Origin of the sequence: Citrobacter amalonaticus, assembly GCF_001559075.2 — a bacterium.
GTDB classification, from domain to species: domain Bacteria; phylum Pseudomonadota; class Gammaproteobacteria; order Enterobacterales; family Enterobacteriaceae; genus Citrobacter_A; species Citrobacter_A amalonaticus_F.
Map to the genome: position 1 here is coordinate 2,142,158 of NZ_CP014015.2, position 18,721 is coordinate 2,160,878.

Annotated in this window: 18 protein-coding genes; 3 read left to right on the forward strand and 15 right to left on the reverse strand. The window is 59.3% G+C overall.

Annotated features, from left to right (window positions below):
* The first annotated feature begins 14 nt into the window (after positions 1-14).
* From AL479_RS10255 to AL479_RS10265, 3 genes are read left to right on the forward strand one after another with little or no spacing between them, the layout of a single operon-like run.
* Entirely contained in the window at positions 15-1,082 is a 1,068-nt protein-coding gene (locus tag AL479_RS10255) for an HlyD family secretion protein (protein ID WP_061076009.1), read from the forward strand.
* The gene (gene rbbA, locus AL479_RS10260) at positions 1,079-3,817 is read left to right on the forward strand and encodes a ribosome-associated ATPase/putative transporter RbbA (protein WP_061076010.1); all 2,739 of its coding nucleotides are present in this window, start codon (positions 1,079-1,081) and stop codon (positions 3,815-3,817) included. Before AL479_RS10255 ends, rbbA begins: the two co-directional genes overlap by 4 nt.
* Positions 3,817-4,941 carry an ABC transporter permease gene (locus tag AL479_RS10265; RefSeq protein ID WP_046491680.1) on the forward strand — a complete coding sequence of 375 codons (1,125 nt, stop codon included), beginning with the start codon at positions 3,817-3,819 and terminating at the stop codon, positions 4,939-4,941. The genes rbbA and AL479_RS10265 overlap by 1 nt, the downstream gene beginning before the upstream one ends.
* 181 nt (positions 4,942-5,122) lie before the next feature.
* On the opposite strand, the gene nikR is transcribed toward AL479_RS10265, so the two are convergent.
* The 15 genes from nikR to AL479_RS10340 form a co-directional block, all read right to left on the reverse strand.
* Positions 5,123-5,524, reverse strand: coding sequence for a nickel-responsive transcriptional regulator NikR (nikR, locus tag AL479_RS23810; RefSeq protein WP_042323093.1), 402 nt, complete (start codon positions 5,522-5,524; stop codon positions 5,123-5,125).
* 12 nt (positions 5,525-5,536) lie between these two features.
* The gene (gene nikE / locus AL479_RS10270; protein WP_061076011.1) at positions 5,537-6,337 is read right to left on the reverse strand and encodes a nickel import ATP-binding protein NikE; all 801 of its coding nucleotides are present in this window, start codon (positions 6,335-6,337) and stop codon (positions 5,537-5,539) included.
* The gene (gene nikD / locus AL479_RS10275; protein ID WP_105291743.1) at positions 6,334-7,098 is read right to left on the reverse strand and encodes a nickel import ATP-binding protein NikD; all 765 of its coding nucleotides are present in this window, start codon (positions 7,096-7,098) and stop codon (positions 6,334-6,336) included. The genes nikE and nikD overlap by 4 nt, the downstream gene beginning before the upstream one ends.
* Positions 7,098-7,931 (reverse strand): nickel ABC transporter permease subunit NikC, encoded by an 834-nt coding sequence (gene nikC, locus AL479_RS10280; RefSeq protein ID WP_061076012.1) that lies wholly within the window; start codon positions 7,929-7,931, stop codon positions 7,098-7,100. Before nikC ends, nikD begins: the two co-directional genes overlap by 1 nt.
* Positions 7,928-8,872, reverse strand: coding sequence for a nickel ABC transporter permease subunit NikB (nikB, locus tag AL479_RS10285; RefSeq protein WP_061076013.1), 945 nt, complete (start codon positions 8,870-8,872; stop codon positions 7,928-7,930). Before nikB ends, nikC begins: the two co-directional genes overlap by 4 nt.
* The gene (gene nikA / locus AL479_RS10290) at positions 8,872-10,446 is read right to left on the reverse strand and encodes a nickel ABC transporter substrate-binding protein (protein ID WP_061076014.1); all 1,575 of its coding nucleotides are present in this window, start codon (positions 10,444-10,446) and stop codon (positions 8,872-8,874) included. The genes nikB and nikA overlap by 1 nt, the downstream gene beginning before the upstream one ends.
* A 136-nt stretch (positions 10,447-10,582) precedes the next feature.
* A complete protein-coding gene (gene acpT / locus AL479_RS10300; RefSeq protein ID WP_061076015.1) occupies positions 10,583-11,167 on the reverse strand; it encodes a 4'-phosphopantetheinyl transferase AcpT in 585 nt (194 codons plus the stop codon).
* 1 nt (position 11,168) lies between these two features.
* Positions 11,169-12,398, reverse strand: a complete 1,230-nt coding sequence (locus AL479_RS10305) for a beta-ketoacyl-ACP synthase (RefSeq protein ID WP_061076016.1) — start codon at positions 12,396-12,398, stop codon at positions 11,169-11,171.
* Positions 12,395-13,126, reverse strand: coding sequence for a 3-ketoacyl-ACP reductase FabG2 (locus tag AL479_RS10310; protein ID WP_061076017.1), 732 nt, complete (start codon positions 13,124-13,126; stop codon positions 12,395-12,397). Before AL479_RS10310 ends, AL479_RS10305 begins: the two co-directional genes overlap by 4 nt.
* The gene (locus tag AL479_RS10315) at positions 13,123-13,599 is read right to left on the reverse strand and encodes a 3-hydroxy-fatty acyl-ACP dehydratase (RefSeq protein ID WP_061076018.1); all 477 of its coding nucleotides are present in this window, start codon (positions 13,597-13,599) and stop codon (positions 13,123-13,125) included. The genes AL479_RS10310 and AL479_RS10315 overlap by 4 nt, the downstream gene beginning before the upstream one ends.
* Positions 13,596-14,765, reverse strand: coding sequence for a beta-ketoacyl-[acyl-carrier-protein] synthase family protein (locus AL479_RS10320; RefSeq protein ID WP_061076019.1), 1,170 nt, complete (start codon positions 14,763-14,765; stop codon positions 13,596-13,598). Before AL479_RS10320 ends, AL479_RS10315 begins: the two co-directional genes overlap by 4 nt.
* Position 14,766: 1 nt before the next feature.
* A complete protein-coding gene (locus AL479_RS10325) occupies positions 14,767-15,411 on the reverse strand; it encodes a DUF3261 domain-containing protein (protein ID WP_061076020.1) in 645 nt (214 codons plus the stop codon).
* Positions 15,408-17,726 carry an MMPL family transporter gene (locus AL479_RS10330; RefSeq protein ID WP_061076021.1) on the reverse strand — a complete coding sequence of 773 codons (2,319 nt, stop codon included), beginning with the start codon at positions 17,724-17,726 and terminating at the stop codon, positions 15,408-15,410. Before AL479_RS10330 ends, AL479_RS10325 begins: the two co-directional genes overlap by 4 nt.
* Positions 17,695-18,300 carry a LolA family protein gene (locus AL479_RS10335; RefSeq protein ID WP_061076022.1) on the reverse strand — a complete coding sequence of 202 codons (606 nt, stop codon included), beginning with the start codon at positions 18,298-18,300 and terminating at the stop codon, positions 17,695-17,697. Before AL479_RS10335 ends, AL479_RS10330 begins: the two co-directional genes overlap by 32 nt.
* Positions 18,297-18,719 (reverse strand): acyl-CoA thioesterase, encoded by a 423-nt coding sequence (locus tag AL479_RS10340; RefSeq protein ID WP_061076023.1) that lies wholly within the window; start codon positions 18,717-18,719, stop codon positions 18,297-18,299. Before AL479_RS10340 ends, AL479_RS10335 begins: the two co-directional genes overlap by 4 nt.
* Positions 18,720-18,721 lie beyond the last annotated feature (2 nt).

Here is an 18,721-nt window from a genome sequence, read left to right on the forward strand (position 1 = left end):
ATGGCGGGTCGATTATGGACAACATTAAGCGTCATCTGACGTGGTGGGTTGTGGGCGTACTGGTGGTGATCGCTGCTGGCGTGTGGTGGGTACTACGGCCCGCAGGCGTACCGGACGGTTTTGCTGCCAGCAACGGCAGAATCGAGGCGACGGAAGTGGACATCGCCACCAAAATCGCCGGACGTATTGATACCATTCTGGTGACTGAGGGGCAGTTTGTACGCCAGGGCGAAGTGCTGGCGAAGATGGATACCCGCGTGTTGCAGGAGCAACGGCTGGAAGCCATCGCACAAATCAAAGAGGCCGAAAGCGCCGTGGCTGCCGCACGGGCGCTGCTCGAACAGCGGCAAAGCGAAACCCGCGCCGCCCAGTCGGTGGTGAAACAGCGTGAAGCCGAGCTGGATTCCGTCTCCAAACGTCACGTCCGTTCCCGCTCGCTCTCCCAGCGTGGCGCGGTCTCGGCGCAACAGCTGGATGACGATCGCGCCGCGGCGGAAAGCGCACGTGCGGCGCTGGAGTCGGCAAAGGCGCAGGTCTCCGCGACGAAAGCAGCGATTGAAGCCGCACGCACCAGCATTATTCAGGCGCAAACCCGCGTCGATGCCGCGCAGGCGACCGAACGGCGGATTGTTGCGGATATCGAAGACAGCGAGCTTAAAGCCCCGCGTGATGGCCGGGTTCAGTACCGCGTGGCGGAGCCGGGCGAAGTGCTGGCGGCGGGCGGTCGGGTTCTGAATATGGTCGATCTCAGCGATGTTTACATGACGTTCTTCCTGCCTACCGAACAGGCAGGTTTGCTGAAAATTGGCGGTGAAGCCCGTCTGGTGCTTGATGCCGCACCGGATCTGCGTATTCCTGCCACTATCAGTTTTGTCGCCAGCGTCGCGCAGTTCACGCCGAAAACCGTTGAAACCAGCGATGAGCGCCTGAAGCTAATGTTTCGCGTCAAGGCGCGTATCCCCCCGGAATTACTCCAGCAGCATCTGGAATATGTCAAAACCGGACTGCCAGGCATGGCGTGGGTGCGACTGAACGAACAGCTTCCCTGGCCTGACTCGCTGGCGGTGAGGTTGCCGCAATGACCTCTCTGGCGCTGGTTCCCGTTCCTCCCGTGGCGCACCTTGACGGCGTGAGTCAGCATTACGGGACCACGGTGGCGCTGAATAACATCACGCTGGATATCCCCGCGCGCTGCATGGTGGGGTTGATTGGCCCCGACGGCGTGGGGAAATCAAGCCTGCTGTCGCTCATTTCCGGCGCTCGGGTGATTGAGCAAGGCAACGTCATGGTGTTGGGCGGCGACATGCGCGATCCGAAACACCGTCGTGACGTCTGTCCGCGTATTGCGTGGATGCCGCAGGGGCTGGGAAAAAACCTGTATCACACGTTGTCGGTGTATGAGAACGTCGACTTCTTCGCCCGTTTGTTTGGTCATGACAAAGCCGAGCGCGAAGCGCGGATTACGGAGTTACTGAACAGCACCGGTCTTGCCCCGTTTCGCGATCGTCCGGCGGGGAAACTCTCGGGCGGGATGAAACAAAAGTTGGGTCTGTGCTGTGCGCTGATCCATGACCCGGAATTATTGATACTGGATGAACCGACCACCGGCGTCGATCCCCTGTCTCGCGCCCAGTTCTGGGATCTGATCGACAACATCCGTCAGCGGCAGACCAACATGAGCGTGCTGGTGGCGACGGCGTATATGGAAGAAGCCGAGCGTTTTGACTGGCTGGTGGCGATGAACGCCGGTGAGGTGTTGGCGACCGGCAGTGCGCAGGAACTCCGCGATCAAACCGCCAGCGCGACGCTGGAACAGGCGTTTATCGCCCTGTTACCGCAGGCGCAGCGCCAGGCGTATCAGCCAGTGGTGATCCCGCCGTATCACGCAGAGCAGGAAGACATTGCCATTGAGGCAAAAGACCTGACCATGCGCTTCGGCAATTTTGTCGCCGTCGATCACGTCAACTTTCGCATCCCGCGAGGGGAGATTTTTGGCTTCCTCGGTTCCAACGGCTGCGGTAAATCGACCACCATGAAGATGCTGACCGGGCTGCTGCCTGCCAGTGAAGGTGAGGCCTGGCTGTTTGGTCAACCGGTTGACCCGAAGGATATCGACACCCGCCGCCGGGTGGGCTACATGTCGCAGGCGTTTTCGCTGTACAGCGAGCTGACGGTTCGACAGAACCTTGAACTCCACGCCCGGTTGTTTCACATCCCGGAAGCGGAAATCCCCCAGCGCGTTCAGGAGATGAGCGAACGTTTTATGCTGGCGGAGGTTGAGGATACGTTGCCCGAGTCGCTCCCGCTCGGCATTCGCCAGCGGCTGTCGCTGGCGGTGGCGGTGATCCATCGCCCGGAAATGTTGATCCTCGACGAACCAACCTCCGGCGTTGACCCGGTGGCCAGGGATATGTTCTGGCAACTGATGGTCGATCTGTCGCGTCAGGACAAAGTGACCATTTTTATCTCCACCCACTTTATGAATGAAGCCGAGCGCTGTGACCGCATGTCGTTGATGCATGCCGGAAAAGTGCTCGCCAGCGGTACGCCGCAGGAGCTGGTTGAACGGCGCGGGGCTGCAAGCCTTGAAGAGGCGTTTATCTCCTGGCTCCAGGAGGCGGCGGGCCCGGCGCCTGAAGCCTCTGTGCCGGTTGAAACAAAACATGAAGAGGCGAAGCCGCCGCGTCAGGGATTCAGCCTGCGGCGACTGTTCAGCTACAGCCGTCGCGAAGCGCTGGAACTCAGGCGCGATCCGGTGCGTTCGACGCTGGCGCTGCTGGGAACGGTGATCCTGATGCTGATCATGGGTTACGGCATCAGCATGGACGTCGAAAATCTGCGTTTTGCCGTACTCGATCGCGATCAAACCGTCAGCAGCCAGGCCTGGTCATTGAATCTGGCGGGTTCGCGCTACTTCATTGAACAGCCGCCGCTGACCAGCTATGACGATCTCGACCGGCGGATGCGTTCCGGCGAGGTGGCGGTGGCCATCGAAATCCCGCCCAACTTTGGCCGTGACATTGCGCGGGGGACGCCGGTGGCGATTGGCGTCTGGGTGGATGGCGCCATGCCCAGCCGTGCCGAGACGGTAAAAGGTTACGTGCAGGCGATGCACCAGAGCTGGTTACAGGACGTGGCGAGCCGCCAGCCGACGCCGGTGGGGCAGAGTGGACTCATGACCATTGAAACGCGTTATCGCTACAACCCGGACGTGAAGAGCCTGCCGGCCATTGTGCCGGCGGTCATCCCGTTATTGCTGATGATGATTCCGTCGATGCTGAGTGCGCTGAGCGTGGTGCGGGAAAAAGAGCTGGGGTCGATCATCAACCTGTACGTAACGCCCACCACCCGCAGTGAGTTTTTGCTGGGTAAACAGCTGCCATATATCGCGCTGGGGATGCTGAATTTCCTGTTGCTGTGTGCTCTGTCGGTGTTTGTTTTTGGCGTACCGCACAAAGGCAGTTTCCTCACGCTCAGCCTGGCCGCGCTACTGTATGTCACCATCGCCACCGGAATGGGGCTGCTGATCTCCACGTTCATGAAGAGTCAGATTGCGGCGATTTTTGGCACGTCCATCATTACCCTGATCCCGGCGACGCAGTTCTCCGGGATGATCGATCCGGTGGCGTCGCTGGAAGGACCGGGGCGGTGGATCGGCGAGATCTACCCAACCAGCCATTTCCTGACGATCGCCCGCGGCACATTCTCGAAAGCATTGGATCTCACCGATCTCTGGCCGCTGTTTGTACCGTTGCTGATCGCCATTCCGGTGGTGATGGGGCTGAGCGTGCTGTTGCTGAAAAAACAGGAGGGGTGATGCGCCGACTACGCAATATTTATAATTTAGGCATCAAGGAGTTGCGCAGCCTGTTGGGCGATAAGGCGATGCTGACGCTGATCGTGTTTGCCTTTACCGTCTCGGTATACTCCTCCGCGACCGTGCTGCCGGGGTCGCTGCATCTCGCGCCGATTGCCATTGCCGATATGGACCAGTCGCAGCTCTCGAATCGTATCGTCAACAGCTTCTACCGTCCGTGGTTTTTACCGCCGGAGATGATCACCGCCGATGAGATGGATGCCGGGCTGGATGCGGGTCGCTATACCTTTGCGGTCAATATTCCGCCTAACTTTCAACGGGACGTGCTGGCCGGAAGGCAACCAGATATTCAGGTTAACGTTGATGCTACGCGCATGAGTCAGGCGTTCACTGGCAACAGTTACATCCAGAATATCATCAGCGGCGAAGTGAACAGTTTTGTCGCGCGCTACCGGGATAACAGCGAGCCGCTGGTTTCGCTGGAGACCCGAATGCGCTTTAACCCAAACCTTGATCCGGCGTGGTTTGGCGGGGTGATGGCGATCATCAATAACATCACCATGCTGGCGATTGTGCTGACCGGTTCGGCGCTGATTCGCGAACGTGAACACGGCACGGTGGAACACCTGCTGGTGATGCCGATCACCCCGTTTGAGATCATGATGGCGAAAGTCTGGTCGATGGGACTGGTGGTGCTGGTGGTCTCGGGGCTGTCGCTGATGCTGATGGTGAAAGGGGCGCTCGGCGTGCCGATAGAAGGGTCCATTCCGCTGTTCATGTTGGGTGTGGCGCTGAGCCTGTTCGCCACCACCTCGATCGGCATTTTCATGGGCACGCTGGCGCGTTCTATGCCACAACTGGGGCTGTTGATGATTCTGGTGCTTTTACCGCTGCAAATGCTTTCCGGCGGTTCCACGCCGCGCGAAAGCATGCCGCAGGCGGTGCAGGACATCATGCTGACGATGCCGACGACCCATTTTGTCAGTCTTGCGCAGGCAATACTCTATCGCGGCGCAGGGTTCAGCATTGTCTGGCCGCAGTTTCTGACGCTACTCGCCATCGGCGGCGCATTCTTCCTGATCGCGCTACTGCGGTTCAGAAAGACGATTGGCACGATGGCGTAAGCAGATGCCGGATGCCGGATGGCGGTTACACCTTATCCGGCCTACAGGAGTGCAAAGGTAGGCCGGGCAAGCGAAGCGCCCCCGGCAGTGGTAAGCCGGATGGTGGTTACACCTTATCCGGCCTACGGGAGCGAAAATCCAGGCCGGGCAAGCGCAGCGCCCCCGGCGGCATCGTTGACGCTTACTCTTCCTTCGGCAAACACTGTAAATGGCCGTGGCGCACGCCGCGCTGGGCGATAACATCATCGGCAAAATGCTGAACATCGCCCATATCGCCTTTCAGGACGGCAATCTCCAGACAGTCGTCATGATTGATATGCACATGCAGTGTGGCGACGGACAAATCATGGTGATGGTGCTGGGTCGACACAATGCGGCTGGCTAAATCACGCTTCTCATGTTCATACACGTAAGAGAGCACCGCAAAGCCCTGGGTGCCGTGCTCCTGAGTGGTTTCCTGCGCCAGCGCGCCACGCAGAATGTCGCGAATGGCTTCGGAGCGGTTGTTGTAACCACGACGCTGGCTCAGGCTATCCAGCGTCTCCAGTAAATCGTCATCAAGCGTGATGGTGACTCGTTGCATCAGATATCAACCTTACGAAATGGCGCGATGGCGCACGGGGTAGGCGGGGAGTACCGCCTTTTGTAGCACACGACCGGCCTCGGAGGAAAAAGTTAATGCCTCACCCACCGTCTGTGTCTCAACTATTTGCCCGTCTTCCATCACCATTACGCGATGGCAAAAACGCTCCACCAGCCGCAGATCGTGGGTGATAAACAGGCAGGCGGTACCAAACTGCTGCTGTAGTTTTTTGAGCAGACGAATGACGCCTGCCTGCAACACCAGATCGAGATTCGACACCGCTTCATCGAGAATCAACAGTTTCGGCTCCACCACCAGTGCGCGGGCCAGACAGACGCGCTGGAGCTGACCGCCGCTGAGCTGTGGCGGACGTTTATCCAGCAGGTTTTCATCCAGATCGACGGCGTTAAGCATCTCGCGTACTCGCGCCAGCTGTTCGGCTTTGGACAATGAGAGTAAATGACGCATCGGCTCACGCAGGATCTCACAGACGGTTTTACGCGGATTCACAGCGCTAATGGAATCCTGAAAGACCATCTGGATATCACGGCGAAACGCCTTTTGTTTAGCCCGGTTCAGTTTTGCCAGCGGTTCACCGCGCCAGCTCACGCTTCCCTGACTGGGCGATTCCAGCCCGACCAGCAGACGCGCTAACGTACTTTTCCCGCAGCCGCTGCGCCCCAGCAGGGCAACGGTTTCGCCGCTTTTTAGGTTCAGGGAGACGTCTTTCAGTACCTGCTGATGCTGATGTTTTCCCCCCAGGCTGGCATGGGCATACTGATGAGAGAGGTCAGAGACGCTGAGTAAAGTCATGAGGCTAACTCCATACCGTACAGGGCGAGATGTGCCGATACCAGACCGCGGGTGATGGCGTGTCTGGGGGCCCTGAACAGGGTTTCCACGTCGCCCTGTTCGACGATGTTTCCGTTATCCATCACCGCCACATCGTCGGCCAGTCGTGCGACCACACCCATATCGTGAGTCACCAACAGCATGCCCGGCGCCCGGCTCTGCATAATACTCTCCAGCAGATCGAGGATGCGCGCCTGCGCCACCACATCCAGGTCGGTGGTCGGCTCATCGGCGACGATAAACGGCGCATCGGACAGTACCGCCATCGCGATCATCATGCGTTGCAGCATGCCGCCGCTCATCTCGAACGGATAGAGCTTCAGCACGCGATCGGCATGCTCCAGGCCCACGGCTTGCAGGGCGTGGATAAGCGTGCCGTCATCTGCCGGTTTACCCAACGCCTGACAGGTTTCCCGCGCGTGGGTCGCCATCGTATGCAGGGGATTAAACGCGCTGCGCGGATTTTGCATAATGGTGGCGATTTTGAACCCACGCAGGGAGCAAGGCACCACCGGCTTACCGTCAGCAAGAAGCGTTCCGTTTGTCTGGCGAACGCCTGCGGGCAAAATCCCCAGCGCCGCCGCGCAGGTCAGCGATTTACCGCTACCGCTGCCACCCACCAGCGCCAGCACGCGTCCGCGTTTTAGCGTCAATGATACGCCGTGCACCAGCGGGCGATCGGCCTGTAAAGCGATGTTTTGCAGTTCAATGTGCTGTGGCATCAGTGGGCATGCTCCGTGACCAGATGAGGATCCAGATGATCGCGCAGGGCGTCACCCACCATATTGAAGGCCATCACGGTGATAAACAGTGCCAGCCCCGGCCAGAACATTTGCAGCGGCTGGGTCCAGATATACTGGCGGGCGTCGTTAATCATCACCCCCCATTCCGCCGTCGGTGCTGTTACGCCAAGGCCGAGGAAAGACATCCCGGCAACGTGCAGCATCATGTGGCCAATATCCAGCGTGGCCAGCACCAGTAACGATGGGATCACCGCCCCGGCCAGATGGTCGATGAATACCCGGACATGACCCGCGCCGGAAAGCCGTGAGGCGAGAACAAACTCGCGCTGGCGCAGGGAGATGACCAGACTGCGCACCATCCGCGCATACCACGCCCAGTGTGACAGCGCGATGGCGATAATCACGTTGGTGAGTCCCGTGCCCAATACGCCGACCATGAAGAACGACAGAATGGAGGTCGGGAAGGTCATAAACATATCGGCGACACGCATGGTGGCCTGATCGACGCGACCACCCAGCAGTCCAGCGCTACCACCGACGATCAGTCCCAGCGCCAGCACCAGCAGCAGACAGGCCATCACCGAACCCAGCGACACGCGGGTCGCAGCCAGCAGGCGAGAGAAAATATCGCGTCCCAGATGGTCTGTCCCCAGCCAGTGCTGGCTGTCCGGCGCCATCAGGCGCGAGGGCAAATCGATCGCTTGCGGATCATACGGCAGCCACCACTGACTGGTCAGCGCAATCACCGCCAGTAGGGCGATGACAATCATGGCCAGACGAACCGACCAGCGTGAAGAGAGGAAAAAGTTCACGAGTGCGCTCCTTCATGACGACGAATGCGCGGGTCCAGCGCGGCGTTCAGCAGATCAACAATCAGGTTACAGACCACGAAGACCACCACCATCATCAGCGTAAAGCACTGAATCACCGGGTAGTCGCGGTTAAAGATGGCCGAGACGGCATAGCGGCCGACGCCAGGCCAGGCAAAGATGTTCTCGATAATCATCGTCCCGCCAATCAGTTCGCCGATGTGCATCCCGACCGCGGTGACGACCGGCAGCGAGGCGTTACGCAAAATATGGCGGCGCTCGGTTTGTTTGTCGTTCAGCCCGCGCAGGCGCGCCCAGGTGACGTGACGCTGCCCGGCGACTTCTAACATGCTGGCGCGCAGGAGTCGGGCATTAATCGCCAGGGACATAAAGGCGATCGACACCGCCGGTAAAATGAGATGCTGCCAGCCGCCGTAGCCCATCGCGGGCAGCCACTGCAGGTATACCGAAAAAAACATCACCAGCAGGAAGGCGAGCCAGAAGTTCGGCATCGACACGCCGAGAAAGGCGATCAGTCGCACGACGAAATCCGGCAGACGGTCGCGGTGGCGCGCCGCCCAGATGCCAAGCGGTACGGAAGTCAGCAGGATCAGCACCAGCGCTGCGCCCGCCAGTTCCAGCGTCGCGGGCAGGAAATTCAGCATGTCATCCAGCACCGGGCGCTGGGTGGCGAACGAGATGCCAAAATCCAGATGCAGCGCCTTCCATAGCCAGGTGCCGTACTGCACGACAAGCGGCTGATCCAGTCCCAGCATCACGCGGGTTGAGGCCACCATTTCCGGCGTCGGCGGCAGGTTCGATAAGCGCAGATAGTCGAGCGCCGGGTCGCCGGTGCCCAGGCGCAGCATCAGGAAGATGATCACCGAGGCGGCGAAAATCATCGGAATCAGCAGCAGAATGCGCCGCAGTACATAACGCAACATCAGGGTTTCACCGGTTTAATCTGTTCAAACGGGATTTCAGAGGCGATAGGCGCATACGGAATTGTGCCCAGTTCAGGTCTGGCGACCACCATCATCGAGACATAGCTGATGGGCAGATAGACCGCATCGTTGTGCAGGCGGGTCAGGATGTCTTTGTACAGCGCCTGACGCTGCGCGTCGTCGGTGGTTTCCAGCACCTCGCCAATCTCTTTGTCAATCAAGGCTTTGTCAGCCAAACCCTGCTGTGCCTGGTAATCCGCATGCGACGGCACGCGCATCGAACTCATAAAGGCGTGCGGGTCATACGGCGCGCCCCAGGTGCGGTTGAAGATCATACCGAAGCGACCGTCGCGCTGGCGGGCGTAAATACTGCTCTCTTCTTCGCCGATCAGTGCGACATCAACACCAATCTGGCGCATATCGGCCTGGATAATTTCCGCCATCGACTTACTCAGCGCATCGGTGCCAATGAACGACAGCTCAATGCGCAGCGGTTGACCGTTTTTCTCACGAATGTCTTTGCTGGCGGGTAGCGTCCAACCGGCTTTTTCCAGCAGATCTTTCGCCTGCTGCGGGTCGTACTGACGCGGTTTCAGGCCAACGTTGGCATAAGGGACCGTCGGGGCGAACAGCGTGTCGGCGACCTGCTGCGTGCCGTACAGCGCATTGTCGATCAACGATTTCTTGTTCACCGCATAGTTCAGCGCTTCACGTACCGCCAGCTCATTGGTCGGTGCTTTGGCCGAATTGAGCGCCAGCATTACCGTTTCAATCGGCTGAGAAAGCTGGGTACGGTAGTTCGGGTTCTGACTGAAACGGGCGAAGGTATCGAGCGGCAACAACCCTTCGTTACCGTACAGCAGGTCGATGTCGCCAGTTTCAAACGCCACGGCGCGGGTCGTCGGGTCCGGGATCACTTTGACGGTAATCTTTTGAATCTGCGGCTTTTCACCCCAGTAGCGATCGTTGCGTACCAGTACATCGTACTGATTGAGCTTCGACTCTTTCAGTACCCATGGGCCGGTGCCAATCGGCGCTTTAATGCCGCGCATCGTTTCGTTGTCTTTAAACTGCGACGGCGCGATAAAACGGAACGGGCGCGGTAGCGCCAGCTCTTGCAGGAACGGGTAATAGGCGCTTTTCAGGGTGATTTGTAACTGGTTCTTGTCGAGCGCTTTCACGTCGACGATCTGATTGACCAGTTCCAGCCAGGCGTGACGCTGACGGTTATCGAGCACCACGCGGAAGTTTTCCGCCGCGGCATGAGCGTCGAACGCTTCACCGTTTGAGAAGGTCACATTATCACGCAGGGTGAAGGTCCAGGTTTTGCCATCTTCCGTGTGGGTCCAGCTTTTCGCCAGCCACGGAATGACCGAACCATCGGCCTGATACTTCACCAGCGGTTCATAGACCATGCTCTGGGCGAACATCTGGTTAGGGGTATACAGATGGGGATTAAGTGGCCCAACGTTGACCGGCCAGGCGGTAGTGATTTCATCAGTGGCAGCGGCGTGCGTAAGGAATGACGCACAGGCCAGCAGCGCAAAAAGTGTGCGGCGTAGTCTGGACAAAATGGTGATCCCGAATGATGTAGAGGTACGACTTAATGAGTATGACGATTCTAAAGAATCATCATACTTTTGACGTGTTCTGGATCAAGAGAAGGGCGGTCAAAGGCGTGAATTATACGAAAATCGTATAGTTGCGATGTCAGACCGTTTCCAGCCACTGTACCGCGTCTGCGGTCAGGGTAAAGGGTGTGGGGGTGCAGACGGCCAGGCTCAGGTTATCGACCTGGCAATGGCTCAGCGAAAGTCCGGAGTCAAAGGTGCTGTCGACGCTGACGATTTGCCACGCGCTGCCGCCGCGCTGTTTCACTATCGCCTCTTTTTGCGTCCAGATACGCCAGAATGCGGCGAGCTGCCGATCCGGATGTTCCGCTTCCACTTCGGCATGTTCTCCGAGGCTGAAGACCGCATTTGCCAGCGAGCGCCAGTTGGCGCGCGGGCGGATGATTTCGAGATCGCAACCCACTTCGCCTTCGTCGCTCAGCAGCAGGGCGATGTCGTCACCGCTGTGGCTCAGGTTGAACCACAACGATGTCTCGGGTGAAAACGCGGGTTTCCCCTGTTCGCCGTAAACAATCTCCGGCAGCGGCGAGAGGGTATGGGAAAGCAGAACGCGACCCGCCAGCCAGCGTGCGCGTCGCGGACCCTGCGGCGCCAGATCGGTTAACGCAGACGGCAAGGCGCCTGCGCTGAGTGTCGAAACTTTTCCCAGTACGATCCGATACATGTCAGGACCAACGTTTGATGATGATGGACGTATTGATGCCGCCAAACGCAAAATTGTTGCTCTGTAAGAATTCACAATCAATCTTGCGGGCTTCACCCATGATGTAATCCAGCGCGCCGCAGTTGGCGTCGGGCTGTTTTAAGTTTAGCGTAGGCGCAAACCAGCCTTCGCGCATCATTTGCAGACTCATCCAGGCTTCCAGCGCGCCACAGGCACCAAGGGTATGCCCAAAATAACTTTTCAGCGAGGAGATTGGCACATTATCGCCATAAATTGCGGCGGTCGCCTGACTTTCCGCAATATCGCCACGATCCGTCGCCGTACCGTGCGCGGAAATATAGCCGATATCCAGCGCGTTTAACCCGGCCATTTTCAGCGATTGTTCCATGCAAATTTGCATGGTTTCCCGTTGTGGCTGAGTGATATGTGCGGCGTCGCAGTTGGTGGCAAAACCAATGATTTCACCGTAAATCGTCGCGCCGCGCGCTTTGGCGTGTTCGAGTTCTTCAAGGATCAGCGTCCCGGCGCCTTCGCCAATCACCAGCCCATCGCGCTGTTCATCGAACGGCGACGGCGTGGTTTTCGGTTGCTCGTTGCGCTGACTGGTGGCGAACAACGTATCAAAGACGGCGGCTTCCGACGGGCACAGCTCTTCCGCGCCGCCTGCCACCATCACGGTTTGATAACCGTGGCGAATGGCTTCCCACGCATAGCCAATCGCCTGGCTGCCGGACGTGCAGGCGCTGGACGTAGGGATCACGCGTCCGCGCAGGCCGAAAAACAGACCGGTATTGACGGCGGTGGTGTGCGGCATCATCTGCACATAGGTGGTGCCGGTGATGTTATTGGTGTGCTTCTCGGTCAGCATGGTGGCAAATTCACTCACCGGGCCAGTACTGCCGGTGGATGAGCCATACGCAATCCCCGTTTCCCCGTTGGTGAGCACGTCGTCGCCAATCAGTCCAGCCTGTTCGAGCGCCAGTTCGGTGGCGCGCGTGGACATCAACGACACGCGACCCATCGCGCGGATGCGCTTACGGGTGTAATGCTCCGGCAGCGTGAAGTCATCGATCGGCGCGCCCAGTAGGGTATGTAGTCCGTCATAAACCTGCCACTCCGGCATTTTGCGCACGGCGTTTTCATAGGTCCGCAGTCTGGCGGAAACGTCCTGCCAGTTTTCCCCAAAGGCGGTGACGCCGCCCATGCCCGTTATCACCACGCGACGTGTCATAACATCCCTCCATTGATGGAAATCACCTGACGGGTGACGTAGCTCGCCACATCCGACATCAAATAGCTGGCAAGTCCGGCGACTTCGTCCGCCTGACCCATGCGTTTCATTGGGATCATCGCCATTGCTTCTTTTAGCGCGGCCTCTTCCATGTCGATCATTCCGGTGTCGATCAGCCCCGGCGCGATGCAGTTGACGGTAATTTTGCGTTTCGCGAGTTCAATCGCCAGCGCTTTGGTGGCCCCGATAATCCCGGCTTTGGCGGCGCTGTAGTTCACCTGCCCACGATTTCCCATTACGCCGGAGACCGACGACAGGGTGATGATCCGACCGCCCTGGCGCGCGCCAATCATCGGCATGATGCACGGCTGAATGACGTTATAAAAACTGTCGAGATTGGTGTGGATCACCGTGTCCCAGTCGCTGTCGCTGAGCGCCGGGAAGGCGGCATCGCGCGCAACGCCTGCATTACTGACCACGCCGTACCACGCGCCATGCTCTTCGATATCCTGTTCCAGCACTTCGCGGCACTGCTCGCGGTTTGCCACGTCGAAACTGAGCAGACGGCCTGCGCCGCCGACGGCGAGAATGGCGTCCAGCGTCTCCTGCGCCCCCTGCGCATCACGGTGATAGTGGACGCCGACCACAAAGCCGTCCGCTGCCAACTGGCGGGCGATTGCGCGACCGATACCTTTGCTGGCGCCGGTAACCAAAACTGAACGACTCATGCGGACGCTCCTTGTTGAAATAGAGAGTGAAGTTCTTCTGCCGACGGCTGGAAGGTATTGACGCGGCCTGTCGCCAGTGTCTCTTCGTCAGCGGTAATTGTGCATTCGAAGCTGCCGAAACGGTCGTCCTGCATCAGCAACTTGACGGTAATGGATACTGTTTTTCCTGCAGGCAGAACACCGGCTGTGCAAATCAGTTCGCGTGCGCCGAGCACCATCCCGAGTGAAATCGCCCCCTGACCTTGCTGATGGCGGTGCCAGCCGGACCAGACGCCAACGGTCTGCGCCATCAGTTCCAGCGCGAACCAGCCGGGTAAATTGCCCTGCGGATCAAGGAACGGTGAGAGAACGCCGCCGCTCGCCACCGTGACGCAACAAACGGCGGTGTCTTCATCCACGCTGACCACCTCTTCGAGTAGCAGCATGGGCGCGTCGTGCGGCAGGTATTCGCCGGGTGATAAATAGTGGCTCATGACATTCTCCCGAGCAGAATACTGGCGTTATTGCCGCCAAAGGCGAACGAATTCGACAAGACAAACGGGCGTTCAAGCGGCTGAGGTTGCTCGATGATGCCGCAGAGCGGCAGCGCCGGATCGCGCGGCGACAGGCTAAAGTCCTGCGCTGGCAGCGGGAGGTCATGCTGCAAAATCAGCATGCTGAGCGCCGCTTCGGTAATCCCTGCCGCGCCCAGCGTGTGGCCGGTGAGGTGTTTGGTCGAGCTGCACGGGACGCGTTCGCCAAACAGCGCGTTGACCACTCTGGACTCGATCTGGTCGTTCAGCGGCGTGGCGGTGCCATGCAGATTGATGTAGCCCACCTGTTCCGGTGTGATAGCGGCATCGTCCAGCGCCTGTTGGATGGCGCGAATGGCCCCGACGCCCTCCGGGTGCGGCGCCGAAATATGGTGCGCGTCGCTGGACTCCCCTACGCCAAGCAGCGCGATGGGCTGCGGTTCGCGGGTCAACAGCATCAGCGCCGCGCCTTCACCAATGGTAATCCCGCTACGGTCACGGCCAAATGGCAGACAGCGCGTCGGCGAGAGCGATTCCAGACTGTGGAAGCCGTTGATCGGCATCCGACTCAGGGTATCTGCGCCGCCGACGATCGCAACGTCCGCCAGACCGGACGCTATCAGGCGACGACCGCTGATAATAGCGCGAGCGCTGGAAGAACAGGCGGTGGAGAGAGTGAATGCCGGACCGTCCAGCTTCAGCCAGTGGCTGAGAAAGCGCGACGGGTCGCCCAGTTCCTGTTGCGGGTACTGCCAGTGCTGGCTCTCTTCGCCGTTCAGCGTCAGGTTAACGTGCGTGTCGCCTTCGTCCAGACCGGACGTACTGGTGCCGAGCACCACCGCCACCCGATCGTGACCGTAGCGCGCAATGGCCTCATCAACCTGCGGCTGGATCTGCCTAAGCGCCGCCAGCAGCAACTGATTGTTGCGCGAACGGTGGGCGCTAAAGTCGTCCGGGATGGCGGGCAGTTCGCCGTCCACGCCGGCGAGTACCGCGTGAGGATATCCCTGTAGCCAGCCGGTACGCGGGCGCATGCCGGGCGCAACGCCATGCGTCAGGTTGGCGGCGATTTCATCGGTATCGTTGCCCAGCGCGTTAATCATGCCCACCGCAGAAATGTAAATCATATCAGTCACCCAGATATTGAATGGTGATGTGGTATTTAAAGACATGCTGTTCGATGCTGATCGGCTCGCGCTTGCCTTTGCGGTTCAGGTAGGTGATTTCCGTCACCAGTTTGCCGCGGGCATTACGCAGTTCACGCCTGTCGCCGCTGTCCGTCAGCGTCCAGCCTTTCGGCAACTGCGGCTGCCAGACGCTAATCGGCCAATGGCTGAGCATTACGTCAGCCAGCACCTGACTCGCGGGCGGCAGTTGCGGAACCACGATGGACTGCTCGGTGTGCAACCCTTTGTCATCGTAAGTGACGAGGAACAGACGAATACCCACCGACGACAGCCCCGCCAGCGTGATTTTTTTATCATCGGCATTCAGCATCACCAGCAGCGACTGAGTTTTGCCGTTAAAGCTGCCGGTGAGCAACTGCTGAGCGTTCACTGCCGGAGATATGCCCGGCGCAGGCAGCGTCACCCGCGTACCTGGCTCCAGCCACGCCTGTGGACGGCCTTCCTGCGGTTTCGGTGAGTGGCTGCAGCCGGTGAGGATCAGCGCGAAGAGGCACAGGGCTAACTGTCCGATGGCGCTACGCCAACCTGTTGACCCACCAGGCCGGATAAGGCGTAGCCGCCATCCGGCAAAAAGACGTTTCATCATTTTCGTTTCTTCTCTTTTTTCGTCGGCATCGCCAGAGGGGAAAGCAGGAACGCGGTGAAAATACCGCTTACCAGCACAATGCCAAAACTGCTGATCGCCTGGGTGGCGCTAAAGACCAGCATGCCGAGCGTCAGTAGGGTAGTCATCATAGCCAGCGTGATGGCTAACAGGGAGGTCAGCGGCGTCCCACGCGGATTACTGAAAAACAGCGTGTAGTTAATACCGATCCCCAGTACCAGCACCAGCGCCAACAGCGAGAACAGATTGACCGCATGCCCGCTCAATGCCAGCACCGCCAGGCCGCAGCCCAAAGACAATACCGACGGCACGAGGCTGATACCTCCTCTGCGCCAGCCCAACCGGGCGATCGCGCCGCAGGCAATCACCGCCAGCGCGACAAACAGCAAACCGGTCAGTACGTTGCGATACAGCGCAAACAGACTGTCAAAGGTGCTTTTGCGATCCACCCACGCGACGCCGGGATATTTCTCGCTGAGCGCGTTGAGCGCAGCGCTCTGCTTGACGCCTTCCACCGGCACCAGTACGCCGCTTTCACCGTCGGCCAGGCTCAACCACAGCAGCCGCCAGCCTTCGCTGGCCGGGCTGGCAAGCCAGGCGCCAACGGTAACCGGCATAGGGGTTAGATCGGGATTGACCGTCGTCAGCCCGGCGCTGTTCAGGGCGAGGATGACCGCCGGCGCGGCGTTTTTCAGCAAGGCGAGATCCTGCTGCTGACGGGTCAGTGAATTCAATGGGATCGTGCGATAGCCGCTGAGCAGTCCCTCTTTTTTCGCCTGCGCCAACGACGGAACAAAGGCTTCCAGTCGTTCCAGCGTCTGCTGGGGGGCGTCGCCGTACACCACAAACCACTTCTGATCGACACTCTGTCCGGTCAGCGCGGTTATGGTTTTTTCCTGCGCCAGAATGTGCTGCGGCAGCGCCTGCAACTGCGAGATATCGTCATCCACGCGCAGGGTCGCCAGACCCGCCAGTGAGAAAAGCGCGAGTGCGACCGGCAGACCGACGGAGAGCTTCTTATTGCGTCGCCAGGCGGCAAGCCAGCGCAGCATCAACACCATCGCCGGAACCGGACGCACCGGTAGCCCGCGACACAGCCACGGATGCCAGAAAATCACCGTCAGGCAGGAAGCGCTCAGTCCTGCAGCCGCAAATACCGCCATCTGGCGAATGCCGGGGAAGGGGGCGAGCATCATGATCAGGTAGGCCGCAACGGTGGTCAGCAGCGCCAGCAGCAGGGCATTTCGCACTTTCGCCAGACTTTGCCAGGGCGAGGTTTCCGCGCCATGCACCATCCGTTCGGTCAGGTAATACAACGTGTAGTCGGCGGAGATGCCGATGATGCTCATGCTCATCACCAGCGTCATCAGATGCAGTTCACCGAACAACAGCAGCGTGACGACGGTTCCCGCCAGCGCGCCAATGCCAATCGACAGCAGACACAGCAGCAACGGGCGCAGCGAGCGGAACACCGCGACAATCAGCAGCAGCACGCCCAGCACCGTCGCCACGCCGAGCGTGGAGACATCCTGTTTTGCCTGCTGGCTGGCGTAATCGCTGTAGAAGACCGTGCCACGCGACAGTAGCTGCGCCTGCGGATAGCGCGCTTTCAGCTCCTCTGCAAGCGTGCTGAGCGTGGTCACCAGATGATGCGTTTGTTGCATATCGAACGACGAACCGGCCAGTTCACCATGCAGCAGATACCAGTAGTTTCCCTCGGGGTCTTGCGCCACCAGCCAGCCGTCCATCAGCCGCAGACGCTGGCCGTTTTCGGCCATCGCCAGCTGCGATCCGCGCATCAGCATCAGCGGGTCGTTTTGCAGCTCTTTCCCGCTGACGCCAGAAAACGCGGAATAGAGTTGAGACAGAATCCATTGCGCCTGCGCGTCGCCGCCGTTTTGCAGACGGGCGCGAGTTTGCGGGTCAATCAAACCGTTGCGGTGCTGCCAGAAGAACGCGCCCCATGCCTGTTGGCTGTCGGCGTCCATCGGGCCTTTCACCTCTGCCAGCGCCTGTGATTGTTGCAGCATCGCCAGCCAGTTACGGGCGATTGTCGGGTCAGCCTTTTTACCGGGACTGATCAGCCAGACCAGTTGGCGGTCAAGACGCTGCATAAAGCCGTCATTCAGGCTCGGCGGAATCGCCCCCAGCGCCTGTTTTGGCAGCATCGCCAGCACGCTGCTGTTGAGCCGCGCCTGAGGCAGCAACATCAGCAACACGCCCAGCATCATGATGCAGGCGATTCCCCATAACAGCGCGGGGCGTTTACTGGGCGGCAAAGCGTTGGCGTTCGTCATCAGTCAGTTGCGCAGGCGTCAGTTGGTGTTGGGAAAGCGCGATATCCGTGCGGTCGCCCTGTTTGTCGTTTAGCTCAATACGTTCCAGATAGGTTTTTCCGGCCAGGTCGATGGTGGCGAAGATCTTATCCAGTGGCGTGGTGATCGGCGTCAGGCGCAGCGTCCAGCGACCCTCTCCGCTATCCGCAAACTCCACGCGGAAGTTTTGTTCCAGCACCTTGCGGTCGGCCTGAAACAGCCCGCGCAGCAGGTGGTTAAACTGGAACATCTGCGGGTTGTTATCGGCGGTGATGGTCTGCGGCGGCTGACCGTTGATGGACTGCACCATTCGCGTATCGTCCAGCAACAATTGCATCGGGAACGGACGGGTTTGATCCCACAAAAGCCCCTGGTCACGGGCGATCAACATCGTTCCCGCGGATCGCAGCGGCTGCGGCAGATCCTTAATCGTCCGGGTTTGATCGAAATGCGCGCGGATCACCGGCTGTTCGGTAAAGCGCTGTTGCAATTCGTCGAGCGTCAACGCGCTAACAAACGGGCTGATAAGCAGCGCCAGCAGCGGTAGAAATCTCATGGCGTTACTCCCATTCGTTCAAACAGAATGTCCGGGCAGACGAAGCACATTTCGCGGCTTTTCTCTTCCACCGCGACCTGAATGGTGTAACCCGTCGTCGCGCGTTTCCCGCTTTCGGCATCGAAAATTTCATAGCCAATGCGCAGGCGGTTTTCGAACTCTTCCAGACGCGCGCGTACGCGAATGCGCTGTTCAAAGGTCAGCGGATTGCGGTATTTGACGCGGGTATCCACCACCGGCCACAGGTAGCCGGAGGCTTTCATCTGGCGATAGCCGTAGTCGAACTGGTTCAGCAGCGCTTCGCGGGCGATCTCGAAGTAACGGAAATAGTTGCCATGCCATGCCACGCCCATCATATCGACGTCGTGAAACGGAATGGTCAGCTCAACTTCAGCCGTAAAGCGGGGATCGTTCAGCACCC

Coding starts and splice junctions, on each gene's coding strand:
- acpT (WP_061076015.1), bottom strand. CDS start 11,167: ATGTATCGGATCGTACTGGGAAAAGTTTCGACACTCAGCGCAGGCGCC.
- AL479_RS10265 (WP_046491680.1), top strand. CDS start 3,817: ATGCGCCGACTACGCAATATTTATAATTTAGGCATCAAGGAGTTGCGC.
- rbbA (WP_061076010.1), top strand. CDS start 1,079: ATGACCTCTCTGGCGCTGGTTCCCGTTCCTCCCGTGGCGCACCTTGAC.
- nikR (WP_042323093.1), bottom strand. CDS start 5,524: ATGCAACGAGTCACCATCACGCTTGATGACGATTTACTGGAGACGCTG.
- AL479_RS10305 (WP_061076016.1), bottom strand. CDS start 12,398: ATGACACGTCGCGTGGTGATAACGGGCATGGGCGGCGTCACCGCCTTT.
- AL479_RS10315 (WP_061076018.1), bottom strand. CDS start 13,599: ATGAGCCACTATTTATCACCCGGCGAATACCTGCCGCACGACGCGCCC.
- AL479_RS10320 (WP_061076019.1), bottom strand. CDS start 14,765: ATGATTTACATTTCTGCGGTGGGCATGATTAACGCGCTGGGCAACGAT.
- AL479_RS10330 (WP_061076021.1), bottom strand. CDS start 17,726: ATGACGAACGCCAACGCTTTGCCGCCCAGTAAACGCCCCGCGCTGTTA.
- nikB (WP_061076013.1), bottom strand. CDS start 8,872: ATGTTGCGTTATGTACTGCGGCGCATTCTGCTGCTGATTCCGATGATT.
- AL479_RS10310 (WP_061076017.1), bottom strand. CDS start 13,126: ATGAGTCGTTCAGTTTTGGTTACCGGCGCCAGCAAAGGTATCGGTCGC.
- nikE (WP_061076011.1), bottom strand. CDS start 6,337: ATGACTTTACTCAGCGTCTCTGACCTCTCTCATCAGTATGCCCATGCC.
- AL479_RS10335 (WP_061076022.1), bottom strand. CDS start 18,300: ATGAGATTTCTACCGCTGCTGGCGCTGCTTATCAGCCCGTTTGTTAGC.
- AL479_RS10325 (WP_061076020.1), bottom strand. CDS start 15,411: ATGATGAAACGTCTTTTTGCCGGATGGCGGCTACGCCTTATCCGGCCT.
- nikD (WP_105291743.1), bottom strand. CDS start 7,098: ATGCCACAGCACATTGAACTGCAAAACATCGCTTTACAGGCCGATCGC.
- AL479_RS10255 (WP_061076009.1), top strand. CDS start 15: ATGGACAACATTAAGCGTCATCTGACGTGGTGGGTTGTGGGCGTACTG.